Raw genomic sequence first — 13,174 nt, forward strand, 5'->3', positions numbered from 1 at the left:
TTAGCGCAACCTTCCCCGCGCCAGATTGAGTCGGCTCTCGCTCATTTGCATCGCGTTCTGGCTAACGTGGCAATGCGTAATGGCGATAGCCAGCGCATCCGCGGCATCGGCCTGCGGGTTAGCGGGCAGTTTGAGCAACGTGCGCACCATATGCTGTACCTGGCTTTTTTCCGCGCTACCAATACCGACGACGGTTTGCTTCACCTGACGCGCCGCGTATTCAAACACGGGCAGTTCCTGATTGACCGCGGCGACAATCGCGACGCCGCGCGCCTGTCCCAGCTTGAGGGCTGAGTCGGCATTTTTCGCCATAAACACCTGTTCGATAGCAAAATAGTCCGGCTGGAACTGCGTGATGATTTCCGTCACGCCTGCGTATATGAGCTTCAAACGAGACGGCAAATCATCGACTTTGGTGCGAATACATCCGCTGCCCAGATAGGTCAGTTGTCTGCCTACCTGGCGGATAACGCCATAACCGGTAATGCGCGAGCCGGGGTCAATACCGAGAATAATCGACACGCTATCCCCCCTGCCCGCCGGCGTTTAACAGCACCATTACAGGGTCGCCGCCACCTCATCAGAGATCTCACCGTTATGGTAGACTTCCTGGACATCGTCACAGTCTTCCAGCATATCGATCAGACGTAGCAGTTTCGGCGCGGTTTCCGCATCCATATCCGCTTTGGTTGACGGGATCATGGACACTTCGGCGCTGTCCGCTTTCAGACCCGCCGCTTCCAGCGCGTCACGCACTTTGCCCATCTCTTCCCAGGCAGTGTAAACATCAATCGCGCCATCATCATAGGTCACAACATCTTCCGCGCCAGCTTCCAGAGCGGCTTCCATGATGGTGTCTTCATCGCCTTTCTCAAAGGAGATGACCCCTTTCTTACTGAACAGGTACGCCACTGAGCCATCGGTACCCAGATTACCGCCGCACTTGCTGAAAGCATGACGCACTTCCGCTACGGTACGGTTACGGTTGTCACTCAGACACTCAATCATAATGGCCGTGCCGCCAGGACCATAACCTTCATAGATGATGGTTTCCATGTTCGAGTCTTCATCACCACCCACACCGCGAGCGATGGCACGGTTCAGAGTGTCGCGGGTCATGTTGTTGGCCAGCGCTTTATCTACAGCCGCGCGCAGACGCGGGTTGGCATCCGGATCGCCGCCGCCCAATTTAGCTGCCGTTACCAGTTCACGAATAATTTTAGTGAAGATTTTACCGCGCTTGGCATCTTGCGCAGCTTTACGATGTCTGGTGTTGGCCCATTTACTATGACCTGCCATAAATATTTCCTCAAAAAAAGCGCGCCTTTTCAGGCGACGTTAATGACAAACTCTTCAATCGCTTGCCGGTTACTCCAGGACTTGGTAAGCGCCGCCGCGTCAGGCGCATCAAGCCACTGGTACGTCAGATGTTCAGTGAATATCACCTGCCGCTCATGCGGTAACGCAAGGCAGAACCAGAATTCTGTATTGTGCATGACGCCCGGCGCATAGCGATGACGTAAATGTGAAAAAATTTCAAACTCCACCGTACGTTGGCAGTCGATTAAGGTCAGTTGCTCTGCCGCAACATCAATCGTGACCTCCTCTTTGACTTCACGTACGGCGGCCTGCAACGCGGTCTCCCCTTCTTCTATGCTGCCAGTCACTGACTGCCAAAAATCCGGGTCGTCGCGTCGCTGCAACATTAGCACCCGTTTCGTATCCTGCGCGAAAATAACCACCAGGACCGAAACGGGGCGCTTGTACACTTTATCCTTCACGCGACCTCGTTGTTGGCTGTTGAGTGACGCCGCGCATTGATGAGACTCGCCCTTGCGGGCCGCCGCGATATCACGCGAATGATGTCGTGTACATTGTTCATATCAGTTATTCTCGGCTTTCTTCACAACCTGAATCCCCAACTCCGTCAACGCTGCCTGGTTGGCGAAACTCGGCGCTTCGGTCATCAGACACGCGGCGGCGGTCGTTTTCGGGAAGGCGATAACATCACGAATATTGTCGGTGCCGGTCAACAGCATGGTCAGACGGTCCAGACCAAACGCCAGGCCCGCATGCGGCGGCGTACCGTATTTCAACGCATCCAACAGGAAGCCGAACTTCTCGCGCTGCTCCTGTTCATTGATACCGAGAATACCAAATACGGTTTGCTGCATTTCACCGTTGTGAATACGCACCGAACCGCCGCCCACTTCATAGCCGTTAATCACCATATCGTAAGCGTTAGCGACGGCTTCTTCCGGCGCAGTTTTCAGTTCAGACGCCGTCATGTCACGCGGGGCGGTGAACGGATGGTGCATCGCGGTCAGACCGCCTTCGCCGTCGTCTTCGAACATCGGGAAGTCAATCACCCACAGCGGCGCCCATTTGTCTTCGTCGGTCAGGCTCAGGTCTTTGCCCAGTTTCAGACGCAACGCGCCCAGCGCATCGGCAACCACTTTTTTGTTATCTGCGCCGAAGAAGATCATGTCGCCGTCCTGCGCGCCGGTACGTTCAAGGATAGCGTCGACAATGTCGGCGGTCAGGAACTTGGCCACCGGACTGTTAATCCCGTCCAGACCTTTCGCGCGCTCGTTAACTTTGATATATGCCAGGCCTTTCGCGCCGTAGATCTTAACAAAGTTACCGTAATCGTCGATCTGCTTACGGCTAAGCTGTGCGCCGCCAGGCACACGCAGCGCTGCCACGCGGCCTTTCGGATCGTTAGCCGGGCCCGCGAAGACCGCGAACTCTACCGATTTCAGCAGGTCAGCGACATCTACCAGTTCCATCGGGTTACGCAGGTCTGGCTTGTCGGAACCGTAGCGACGTTCCGCTTCGGCAAACGTCATGACCGGGAAATCCCCCAGATCCACGCCTTTCACTTCCAGCCACAAATGGCGCACCAGCGCTTCCATCACTTCGCGCACCTGTGGCGCGGTCATGAAGGAGGTCTCGACGTCGATCTGAGTAAACTCCGGCTGACGGTCAGCACGTAAGTCTTCATCACGGAAGCATTTGACTATCTGATAGTAACGATCGAAACCGGACATCATCAGGAGCTGTTTGAACAGCTGCGGCGACTGCGGCAGCGCGTAGAATTTACCTTTGTGCACGCGCGAAGGCACCAGATAGTCGCGCGCGCCTTCCGGCGTGGCTTTGGTCAGCATCGGCGTTTCAATATCAAGGAAACCGTGATCGTCCATAAAACGACGCACCAGGCTGGTAATTTTGGCGCGAGTTTTCAGGCGCTGCGCCATTTCCGGACGACGCAAATCCAGATAGCGGTACTTGAGACGCGCCTCTTCGGTATTAACGTGGTTAGCGTCAAGCGGCAGTGAGTCTGCGCGGTTGATGATAGTGAGAGAGGACGCCAGCACTTCAATTTCGCCGGTCGCCATATCCGCATTGACGTTTTTCGCGTCACGCGCACGCACGGTGCCCGTAACCTGAATGCAGAACTCATTACGCAGTTCAGAGGCCAGCTTTAACGCGTCCGCACGATCCGGATCGAAGAACACCTGCACAATACCTTCGCGGTCGCGCATATCGATAAAGATCAGGCTGCCAAGATCACGACGACGGTTGACCCAACCACACAGAGTCACCTGCTGCCCCACGTGGGACAGACGTAGCTGTCCGCAATATTCTGTACGCATGAGATATCCCTTAACTTAGCCGCAGGCGGATTGTTGCCTGCCATGTAGGCGACGAAGTCGCAGCTTTAGCTGTATGTCACAACTGGATGAAAAAAGGCGGCTATTATACTGGAAATTCTGCCGCACGATAAGAGTCAATCCAGCATGGGAGCGATAACTTGCCCGTTTCATGCGGTATCGACGCCTGGTTCATACTGACTGTACCCGGGTTTTTCACGCGGGTATTGCGTATGCTCACAAAAATTAACAATATTTATCACCGCTTTCCTCTTTAATCGCGCTTAAGGTGTAGTGAAATCCGCTATTTTTAGGAGAGTGATTATCATGCTGAAACTCAACGCGACCACAACCGCCCTGGTGGTTATTGATTTACAGGAAGGAATTCTTCCGTTTGCCGGCGGCCCGTATACGGCAAATGAGGTGGTCGCCCGCGCCGCGCGGCTGGCGGAAAAGTGTCGCGCCAACGGCTCGCCCGTGGTTATGGTACGCGTTGGATGGTCTGATGATTATGCCGAGGCGTTAAAACAGCCGGTGGATGCCGCAACGCCTGCGCACGCATTGCCGGAAAACTGGTGGACCTGGCCTACGGCATTGGGTAAAAAGGACAGCGATCTGGAAGTGACTAAACGCCAGTGGGGCGCGTTTTACGGCACCGACCTGGAATTACAGCTTCGCCGCCGGGGTATCGACACCATCATATTGTGTGGGATCTCAACCAATATCGGCGTCGAATCCACAGCGCGTAACGCCTGGGAGTTGGGGTTTAACCTTATTATTGCCGAAGATGCCTGTAGCGCCGCCAGCAGTGAGCAGCATCAGAGCAGTATGACGCATATTTTCCCGCGCATTGGCCGGGTACGCAGCGTAGAGGATATTTTAAACGCCTTATGATCTACATTGGCTTGCCGCAATGGTCGCACCCGAAATGGGTGCGGCTCGGCATCACCAGTCTGGAAGAGTATGCCCGCCACTTTAATTGCGTAGAGGGCAACACCACGCTTTACGCGCTGCCGAAAGCGGAAATTGTCGATCGCTGGTATGCGCAAACTACGGACGATTTCCGTTTTTGCTTTAAATTTCCCGCGACCATTTCTCACCAGGCCGCGCTGCGCCATTGCGACGATCTGGTACAGGCGTTTTTTACCCGCCTGGCGCCGCTGGAAACGCGTATTGGCCAATACTGGCTGCAGTTGCCCGCCGCCTTTGGACCGCGCGATCTCCCCGCCTTATGGCAGTTTCTTGATGCGCTCCCCGCCACGTTTACCTATGGCGTAGAAGTTCGTCATCGGTGTTTTTTTGACAAAGGTGAGGATGAACAGCAGCTCAATCGCGGGTTACACGCGCGCGGCGTAAACCGCGTGATCCTGGATAGTCGTCCGGTACATGCCGCCCATCCCCACAGCGAGGCCGTCCGCGACGCGCAGCGAAAAAAACCCAAAGTCCCGGTACATGCGGTCGTGACGGCTAGCCATCCGATGGTGCGTTTTATCGGTAGCGATAATATGGCGCAAAACCGTGAGTTTTTCGCCGCCTGGTTGCAGAAACTCCCGCAGTGGCGGCAGACCACCACGCCTTTTCTGTTTTTACATACTCCGGATATCGCGCAGGCGCCGGAACTGGTGAATACGCTTTGGCATGATTTACGCAGCGTCTTACCGGAAATCGGCACTGCTCCGTCCATTCCACAGCAATCTTCTCTTTTCTGAAAATGCCCCCTATCATAGACAGTGCCATCAGCCATTTTAAAAGGGAGTTTGTATGGTAAGCGCGCTGTATGCCGTTTTGGGTGCGTTATTATTAATGAAGTTCTCTTTTAATGTCGTTCGCTTGCGAATGCAGTACCGTGTCGCCTATGGCGACGGCGGTTTTAGCGAATTACAAAGCGCCATCCGTATTCATGGCAACGCGGTGGAATATATTCCTGTCGCGCTGGTGCTGCTGCTGTTTATGGAAATGAACGGCGCCGAAACGTGGATGGTGCATATCTGCGGCATCATTTTAATCGCCGGTCGGCTGATGCATTATTACGGTTTTCACCACCGCCTGTTCCGCTGGCGGCGGGCGGGGATGAGCGCGACCTGGTGCGCATTGTTGCTGATGGTGCTGGCAAACCTGTGGTATATGCCCTGGGAGTTGGTTTTCTCCCTGTATTAGCGCACAATACGCGCCTTTATTTTTCCCGGATGTATACGTTATGTCTCACCGTGACACGCTTTTTTCTGCGCCTATCGCCCGTCTCGGCGACTGGACTTTTGATGAACGAGTAGCCGAAGTTTTCCCCGACATGATTCAGCGTTCGGTACCAGGCTACTCCAACATCATCTCCATGATCGGCATGTTAGCTGAACGCTTTGTGCAGCCGAACACGCAGGTCTACGATCTGGGCTGCTCGCTGGGCGCCGCGACGCTGTCTGTTCGGCGTAATATCCGCCATGAGCATTGTCGGATTATCGCCGTCGATAACTCCCCGGCCATGATTGAACGCTGCCGCCGTCATATTGATGCGTATAAAGCGCCTACGCCGGTTGAAGTCGTTGAAGGCGATATCCGCGATATCACTATTGAAAACGCCTCGATGGTGGTGCTGAATTTTACCCTGCAATTCCTTGAACCTGCCGAACGCCAGGCATTGCTGGATAAGATTTACCAGGGGTTGAATCCCGGCGGCGCGCTGGTACTGTCGGAAAAATTTAGCTTTGAAGACGCGAAAGTGGGCGAGCTGTTATTCAACATGCACCACGATTTTAAACGCGCTAATGGGTACAGCGAACTGGAGATCAGCCAGAAGCGCAGTATGCTGGAAAACGTGATGCTCACCGACTCGGTGGAAACACATAAATCGCGCCTGCGTAAGGCGGGTTTCGAACACAGTGAACTGTGGTTCCAGTGCTTTAATTTCGGGTCGCTTGTCGCGTTAAAAGCCGGAGTTGCCGCATGATCGAGTTTGGTAACTTTTATCAGCTCATTGCTAAAAATCATCTCTCCCACTGGCTGGAAACATTGCCCGCGCAGATTGCCGCCTGGCAACGCGAGCAGCAGCATGGCTTGTTTAAACAGTGGTCGAACGCGGTAGAATTTTTACCGGAAATGACGCCCTGGCGGCTGGATTTACTGCACAGCGTCACGGCTGAAAGCGAAACGCCGCTCAGCGAAGGTCAGCTAAAGCGTATTGATACATTGCTGCGTAATCTGATGCCGTGGCGTAAAGGCCCGTTCTCGCTTTATGGCGTAGATATTGATACCGAATGGCGCTCCGACTGGAAGTGGGATCGCGTACTGCCGCATCTGTCAGATTTAACCGGCCGGACGATCCTTGATGTCGGCTGCGGCAGCGGCTATCACCTGTGGCGGATGATTGGCGCGGGCGCACATCTGGCGGTCGGCATCGATCCTACACAGCTTTTCCTCTGCCAGTTTGAGGCGGTGCGTAAACTGTTGGGTAACGATCAGCGCGCGCATCTGCTGCCGTTGGGCATTGAACAACTCCCGGCGCTGAAAGCATTTGATACCGTCTTCTCGATGGGGGTGCTTTATCACCGTCGCTCGCCGCTGGAGCATCTGTGGCAGTTAAAAGATCAGTTGGTCAACGAGGGTGAACTGGTACTGGAAACGCTGGTCGTCGACGGCGATGAAAATACCGTTTTGGTGCCGGGTGATCGCTATGCCCAGATGCGTAATGTCTATTTTATTCCTTCCGCGCCGGCATTAAAAAAATGGCTGGAAAAATGCGGCTTTATTGATGTGCGTATCGCCGATGTCTGCGTCACTACCACCGAAGAGCAGCGCCGTACCGAATGGATGGTTACCGAGTCGCTGGCCGATTTCCTCGACCCGAACGATCGCAGCAAGACGGTGGAAGGCTATCCCGCCCCGCAGCGCGCGGTGCTGATTGCGCGTAAACCGTGATGGATTGTCGAATGATCGTTACGTATAGCACCGTTTCTCCAAAATAGTTCAAGTTGCAGCAAGGCGGCAACGCAGCAAATCCCCGGGAACGTAGGTAGCTACGTGACCGGGGTGCGCGAGGCGGCCAACGCTGCTGCGGCTTGAAATATGAAGGAGAAAAAAAGGCCCCTGTTGAATTGGCAGGGGCCTGGTACGAGCAAGCATCATATTGGGCGACATGATGCAACGGTAAAAATCATTTGGCCTGATGGCGAACAATGATTCCTTTCATTTCAGCGACCGCCGCACCCTCTACCCTATAGCGAGAATACTCGTCCGCCTGTATATCGGCAGACATCGATAACCCCTGATTGCGATAGCGCATCGGCGAAGGCAGTAAGACTCCGGCGGAACTGTGTACTTCCCGTACTCCGGCATCGAGGAAATTCTGCAGGTTATTTGCACGAACCCCCGCACCAGCCATAATGGTTGGAGCATCCCCCTGGGCAATAAGTTCCATAATTATTGATAAACCTTGCGCCGCATCGGCTTTTTGTCCGGAAGTCAGTACTCTTGCTACGCCTGCGTCAGCCAGATTCTTTAGCGCATTGAAGGGATTAGCGCACATATCGAAGGCGCGGTGGAATGTCACCGCCAGAGATCCGGCCGCCGCCATTATTTTTTCCATTCGCGACATATCGACATCCCCATCAACGGTCAACACGCCAGTAACCAGCCCGGGAAACCCCAACTCTCTGACGAGGCGGATATCTTCCAGCATGGCGGCAAATTCGCCGTCAGTGTAGTAAAAATCCCCGCCGCGAGGACGAATAATCGGATGTACGGGAATCGTAATATGCTCGCGCACGCTGCGTAAGACGCCGAAAGAAGGCGTAAGCCCCCCTTCTTTCGGCGCGGCGCACAGTTCGATACGATCCGCGCCGTTTCGCTGCGCGGTGAGCGCGCATTCCATGCTGTAACAACAGATCTCAAGTAACGCCATATTCACTCCGCTCGGCAGGTTAATGGGCCGCCTGTTCGCTGGCGACAATCGCTTCAATCGACCATGGATGAAATTTTACCGTGACGCGGCCATCGGTCACGGCCAGCGTAGGGTTTGGCAAACGTTCATGCTCGCCCTGTGGCGAACTGGTTTTAACCACGATCCCCGGCTGACTAAGCCCCTCATCCGACAACAACGCCAGCGCCCTCGCGTTCAAGGTCTCCGGCTCGCCGGGCAGCACGATTTCAATATGCTCCCACCCTTCGTGTGGATAGCGTTTTTCTCCCGGCCACGGTAATTCAATAACAGAAAACCGCCAGTGTTCCACACATACCGGTTCATGCAGTTTAAACAGACAAATCGGCCTGCCGTTGATGATATTTTCCGACAGTAGCTCGCCGCATTGTTCAAAACCGCGACGCCAACGCTCCGCCGTCGTATTCTGGTGACAGCGCAATGAAATGTGATCGGCCTCAAGGGCGCTAATCTGCAGACCAAGGCGAGTGGAAAGTTCTCTGAACGCCAGAGTGAATCGCGGTAAATCTGCGGAAATATCATGCAGTTCATCAATGTGTTGCCAGTTCGCCATATCAGGACGCTCTTCTTGCTGTGAAAACCGCTAATTTACGCTGTTGCGCCCCGGCAACCAACCTTTGATTTGGTTGGGCGTTTATTGAATGCTTATGCAGATTATTGTTGCGTATATTTCAGGCGACGCGCCGCGCGCGCAATGCTGACGCCAACGGGCATTTGCAGTATACTCCCGCCCTAATTCTTAAACTGGCGCGGGCAATACAGCCCGCTTCATAAACGTAAGGTATTCCGGTGAATATTCAGGCTCTTCTCTCAGAAAAAGTTAGTCAGGCCATGATTGCTGCAGGCGCGCCTGCAGATTGCGAGCCCCAGGTTCGTCAGTCAGCCAAAGTTCAGTTCGGCGACTATCAGGCCAACGGCATGATGGCAGTTGCGAAAAAACTGGGTATGGCCCCCCGACAACTTGCAGAGCAGGTGCTGACTCATCTGGATCTCAGCGGCATCGCCAGCAAGGTTGAAATCGCCGGCCCTGGCTTTATCAATATTTTCCTCGAACCGGCTTTTCTCGCTGAACAGGTGCAGCAGGCGCTGGCCTCCGATCGTCTGGGCGTTTCTCAGCCGACTCGCCAGACGATTGTCGTCGACTACTCCGCGCCCAACGTCGCGAAAGAGATGCACGTCGGTCATCTACGCTCCACGATTATCGGCGATGCGGCAGTGCGCACGCTGGAGTTTCTGGGCCATCATGTTATTCGCGCTAACCACGTCGGCGACTGGGGTACCCAGTTCGGTATGCTTATCGCCTGGCTGGAAAAACAGCAGCAGGAAAACGCGGGCGACATGGCGCTGGCGGATCTCGAAGGATTCTACCGCGATGCGAAAAAGCATTATGACGAAGATGAAGCGTTTGCCGAGCGCGCGCGTAACTACGTCGTCAAATTGCAGAGCGGTGATGCCTATTTCCGTGAGATGTGGCGTAAGCTGGTTGATATCACGATGACGCAAAACCAGATCACCTATGATCGCCTGAACGTCACTTTGACGCGTGACGATGTGATGGGCGAAAGTCTGTATAATCCGATGCTGCCGGGCATCGTCGCCGATCTGAAAGCCAAAGGCCTGGCGGTTGAAAGCGAGGGCGCAACGGTGGTTTTCCTTGATGAGTTTAAAAACAAGGAAGGCGACCCGATGGGCGTCATTATTCAGAAGAAAGATGGCGGTTATCTGTATACCACTACCGATATCGCCTGCGCCAAATACCGTTACGAAACGCTGCACGCCGACCGCGTGCTCTACTACATTGACTCCCGTCAGCACCAGCACCTGATGCAAGCCTGGACCATTGTGCGCAAAGCCGGTTATGTGCCGGATTCCGTTCCGCTGGAACACCACATGTTCGGCATGATGTTGGGTAAAGACGGTAAACCGTTTAAAACTCGCGCGGGCGGTACGGTGAAACTGGCGGACCTGCTGGATGAGGCGCTGGAGCGCGCGCGTCGTCTGGTGGCGGAGAAGAACCCGGATATGCCGGCTGACGAGCTGGAAAAACTGGCTAACGCCGTCGGTATTGGCGCGGTGAAATACGCCGATCTGTCAAAAAACCGCACCACTGACTATATCTTCGACTGGGATAATATGTTGGCTTTCGAAGGCAATACCGCTCCTTATATGCAGTATGCCTATACGCGTGTGCTGTCTGTTTTCCGTAAAGCGGATATCGACGAGCAGGCGCTGGCGAGCGCGCCGGTTATCATTAGCGAAGATCGCGAAGCGCAGCTCGCCGCCCGTCTGCTGCAGTTTGAAGAAACCCTGACGGTGGTCGCGCGTGAAGGTACGCCGCACGTCATGTGCGCGTATCTGTATGACGTCGCCGGGCTGTTCTCCGGCTTCTACGAGCACTGCCCTATTCTCAGCGCCGAGAATGACGCGGTTCGCAATAGCCGCTTAAAACTGGCGCAACTGACGGCGAAGACGCTGAAACTGGGTCTGGATACGTTGGGTATCGAAACCGTAGAACGCATGTAAACGCGCCGTCGTTAACATCATCAGGCCTGACTCCGGGTAACGGACTCAGGCCTTTTTATTGCCACAGCGGTATATCTGTAACAAATCACAAGGAATGACACATTTCTATAGAGAGATGGAACATCTTTTACCTGTGCTGGCGCTGACCGCCCCGTATCATTAGGCGGCGGATTGTTCAGGTACAGGTAATGACTTTTAAAGACTTTGATGCGGAAGAGAAACTCTTCCTGAGACGTGTGATTGTGGCGTTTGGTGTAGTGGTTGTCTGCTTTGGTATCCTGATCTTCAACCTCTATAACTTGCAAATCCGCCAGCACCACTACTACACCACCCGTTCGAATGAGAACGATATCAAGATGCTACCCGTCGCGCCCACGCGCGGCATCATTTACGATCGCAACGGCATTCCGCTGGTGCGTAACGTAACCTGGTATGATATCGCGGTTACGCCCTATAAAATTGCCGATATGGATGCGCTGCTAAAACAGCTCACCCCTATTGTTGATCTCTCCCCCGATGATATCGCCGACTTTCGCCATGCGCTAAAATCCAGTAGCCGCTATCGTCCGGTGGTGCTCAAAAACGCGCTAACGGATGTTGAAATCGCACGCTTTGCGGTCAATCAGTTTCATTTCAACGGCGTCACGATCAATAGCTATCAGGATCGGCAGTATCCTTACGGCGCGGAGCTGGCGCATGTTCTCGGTTACGTGTCAAAGATAAACGATAACGACCTTAAAGCGCTGGATAAAAAAGGGCTGGCAGAGAATTACGCGGCGGACCATAACATCGGTAAACAGGGGATTGAGCGTTACTACGAAAACGATCTTCATGGCAAAACCGGTTATCAGGAGGTCGAGGTGGATAATCACGGGCGTATTGTCCGCCTGCTGAAAGACGTTCCTCCCATCGCGGGTAAGAACATTCACCTGACGCTGGATCTCCATTTACAAGAGTACATTGAAAGTTTGCTGGCCGGGCAGCGTGCTGCCGTACTGGTTGAAGATCCGCACGATGGTTCAGTGCTGGCGATGGTATCTATGCCCAGCTACGACCCGAACCCCTTTGTAAAAGGCATTAGCTATCAGGATTACGGCAAACTGCTGCACGATAAAAATCTGCCGCTGATCAACCGCGTGACGCAAGGGCTTTATCCCCCGGCGTCAACGGTTAAACCCTATATGGCGATGTCCGCGCTGTTATGCGGGATTATTACGCCGCAAACCACCTTCTTTGGCGCGCCAACCTGGACGCTTCCCGGCACGCAGCGGCATTACCGGGACTGGAAAAAAACCGGACACGGTATGCTGGATGTCACTAAAGCGATTGAGGAATCTGCGGATACCTTTTTCTATCAGGTCGCTTATATGATGGGTATTGACCGTATCGACACGATGTTGTCTCAGTTCGGCTATGGCAAACCGACGGGTATCGACCTTAATGAAGAGTATGACGGGCTGCTTCCCAGCCGCGCATGGAAACAGCGGGTCCATAAAAAAGCCTGGTATCAGGGCGATACCATCTCTGTCGGCATCGGCCAGGGCTACTGGATTGCCACCCCCATCCAGATGGTAAAAGCGATGGTGGCGCTCATCAACAACGGTAAGGTGATTGCCCCTCACCTGTTACTCAATGAAGAGAGCGGCAAAACGGTGGTTCCGTATCGTCCTTCAGGAACACCGGCACAGATAGCCGATCCGGCGTCGCCATACTGGGGACTGGTGCGTCAGGCGATGTATGGCATGGCGAATGCACCCAACGGAACGGGCTATAAGTTCTTTCACACCGCGCCCTACGGCATTGCGGCCAAAAGCGGCACGTCGCAGGTATTTAGCCTGAAAGAAAATCAGACCTACAACGCGAAAATGATCCCCATTCGCCTGCGCGATCATGTGTTTTATACCGCTTTTGCACCGTATAAAAACCCTAAGGTCGCTATTGCCTTGATTCTGGAAAACGGCGGAAGCGACGGCGTTACCGCCGCGCCCATCATGCGAAAAATCCTTGACCACCTGTTTGATCCACAGGCTGATACCACGCAGCCGGGTCAGGCGCCATAGTCAAATAAGCA

Annotated in this window: 13 protein-coding genes; 7 read left to right on the forward strand and 6 right to left on the reverse strand. The window is 54.2% G+C overall.

Translation table 11 applies throughout. The features are described 5' to 3' along the window. The 4 genes from ruvC to aspS form a co-directional block, all read right to left on the reverse strand. Positions 1–522 (reverse strand): crossover junction endodeoxyribonuclease RuvC, encoded by a 522-nt coding sequence (gene ruvC / locus J4613_RS04355; protein ID WP_000022509.1) that lies wholly within the window; start codon positions 520–522, stop codon positions 1–3. Between the two features lie 36 nt (positions 523–558). After that, on the reverse strand, positions 559–1,299 hold the full coding sequence (locus tag J4613_RS04360) for a YebC/PmpR family DNA-binding transcriptional regulator (protein ID WP_000907242.1): 741 nt from the start codon (positions 1,297–1,299) through the stop codon (positions 559–561). A gap of 29 nt (positions 1,300–1,328) precedes the next feature. Further along, positions 1,329–1,781 (reverse strand): dihydroneopterin triphosphate diphosphatase, encoded by a 453-nt coding sequence (gene nudB / locus J4613_RS04365; RefSeq protein WP_000653693.1) that lies wholly within the window; start codon positions 1,779–1,781, stop codon positions 1,329–1,331. Between the two features lie 102 nt (positions 1,782–1,883). Beyond that, complete coding sequence (aspS, locus tag J4613_RS04370) at positions 1,884–3,656, reverse strand: aspartate--tRNA ligase (protein ID WP_001258629.1); 1,773 nt, start codon at positions 3,654–3,656, stop codon at positions 1,884–1,886. A gap of 324 nt (positions 3,657–3,980) precedes the next feature. On the opposite strand from aspS, the gene J4613_RS04375 reads away from it, so the two are divergent. Genes J4613_RS04375 through cmoB form a run of 5 tightly spaced genes read left to right on the forward strand, consistent with a single transcriptional unit; the run spans position 3,981 to position 7,562 of the window. After that, positions 3,981–4,547 carry a hydrolase gene (locus J4613_RS04375; protein WP_000916144.1) on the forward strand — a complete coding sequence of 189 codons (567 nt, stop codon included), beginning with the start codon at positions 3,981–3,983 and terminating at the stop codon, positions 4,545–4,547. Then, positions 4,544–5,362 carry a DUF72 domain-containing protein gene (locus tag J4613_RS04380; RefSeq protein WP_080192152.1) on the forward strand — a complete coding sequence of 273 codons (819 nt, stop codon included), beginning with the start codon at positions 4,544–4,546 and terminating at the stop codon, positions 5,360–5,362. Before J4613_RS04375 ends, J4613_RS04380 begins: the two co-directional genes overlap by 4 nt. Before the next feature lie 52 nt (positions 5,363–5,414). Continuing rightward, positions 5,415–5,810, forward strand: coding sequence for an MAPEG family protein (locus J4613_RS04385; RefSeq protein WP_000252975.1), 396 nt, complete (start codon positions 5,415–5,417; stop codon positions 5,808–5,810). A gap of 40 nt (positions 5,811–5,850) precedes the next feature. Then, positions 5,851–6,594 (forward strand): carboxy-S-adenosyl-L-methionine synthase CmoA, encoded by a 744-nt coding sequence (cmoA, locus tag J4613_RS04390; RefSeq protein WP_000019615.1) that lies wholly within the window; start codon positions 5,851–5,853, stop codon positions 6,592–6,594. Next, complete coding sequence (cmoB, locus tag J4613_RS04395) at positions 6,591–7,562, forward strand: tRNA 5-methoxyuridine(34)/uridine 5-oxyacetic acid(34) synthase CmoB (protein ID WP_000569035.1); 972 nt, start codon at positions 6,591–6,593, stop codon at positions 7,560–7,562. The genes cmoA and cmoB overlap by 4 nt, the downstream gene beginning before the upstream one ends. Before the next feature lie 235 nt (positions 7,563–7,797). On the opposite strand, the gene cutC is transcribed toward cmoB, so the two are convergent. Together cutC and J4613_RS04405 are read right to left on the reverse strand one after the other, a co-directional pair. Further along, on the reverse strand, positions 7,798–8,544 hold the full coding sequence (cutC, locus tag J4613_RS04400) for a copper homeostasis protein CutC (protein WP_001185774.1): 747 nt from the start codon (positions 8,542–8,544) through the stop codon (positions 7,798–7,800). 19 nt (positions 8,545–8,563) lie between these two features. Then, on the reverse strand, positions 8,564–9,133 hold the full coding sequence (locus J4613_RS04405) for a VOC family protein (RefSeq protein WP_000024796.1): 570 nt from the start codon (positions 9,131–9,133) through the stop codon (positions 8,564–8,566). Between the two features lie 236 nt (positions 9,134–9,369). Between J4613_RS04405 and argS the strand changes: the two genes are divergently transcribed. Continuing rightward, complete coding sequence (gene argS / locus J4613_RS04410; RefSeq protein WP_001025358.1) at positions 9,370–11,103, forward strand: arginine--tRNA ligase; 1,734 nt, start codon at positions 9,370–9,372, stop codon at positions 11,101–11,103. Positions 11,104–11,291: 188 nt separating this feature from the next. Then, entirely contained in the window at positions 11,292–13,163 is a 1,872-nt protein-coding gene (mrdA, locus tag J4613_RS04415) for a penicillin-binding protein 2 (protein WP_000142855.1), read from the forward strand. Positions 13,164–13,174: the final 11 nt, after the last annotated feature.

The sequence above is a fragment of the Salmonella sp. 32020114201800008SM genome, assembly GCF_017572025.1.
GTDB classification, from domain to species: Bacteria; Pseudomonadota; Gammaproteobacteria; order Enterobacterales; family Enterobacteriaceae; genus Salmonella; species Salmonella enterica.

Excerpts from the sequence above, each read along its gene's own strand:
- J4613_RS04405 (WP_000024796.1), bottom strand. The coding sequence starts at position 9,133 with ATGGCGAACTGGCAACACATTGATGAACTGCATGATATTTCCGCAGAT.
- cutC (WP_001185774.1), bottom strand. The coding sequence starts at position 8,544 with ATGGCGTTACTTGAGATCTGTTGTTACAGCATGGAATGCGCGCTCACC.
- J4613_RS04380 (WP_080192152.1), top strand. The coding sequence starts at position 4,544 with ATGATCTACATTGGCTTGCCGCAATGGTCGCACCCGAAATGGGTGCGG.
- cmoB (WP_000569035.1), top strand. The coding sequence starts at position 6,591 with ATGATCGAGTTTGGTAACTTTTATCAGCTCATTGCTAAAAATCATCTC.
- J4613_RS04375 (WP_000916144.1), top strand. The coding sequence starts at position 3,981 with ATGCTGAAACTCAACGCGACCACAACCGCCCTGGTGGTTATTGATTTA.
- J4613_RS04385 (WP_000252975.1), top strand. The coding sequence starts at position 5,415 with ATGGTAAGCGCGCTGTATGCCGTTTTGGGTGCGTTATTATTAATGAAG.
- aspS (WP_001258629.1), bottom strand. The coding sequence starts at position 3,656 with ATGCGTACAGAATATTGCGGACAGCTACGTCTGTCCCACGTGGGGCAG.
- mrdA (WP_000142855.1), top strand. The coding sequence starts at position 11,292 with ATGACTTTTAAAGACTTTGATGCGGAAGAGAAACTCTTCCTGAGACGT.
- cmoA (WP_000019615.1), top strand. The coding sequence starts at position 5,851 with ATGTCTCACCGTGACACGCTTTTTTCTGCGCCTATCGCCCGTCTCGGC.
- J4613_RS04360 (WP_000907242.1), bottom strand. The coding sequence starts at position 1,299 with ATGGCAGGTCATAGTAAATGGGCCAACACCAGACATCGTAAAGCTGCG.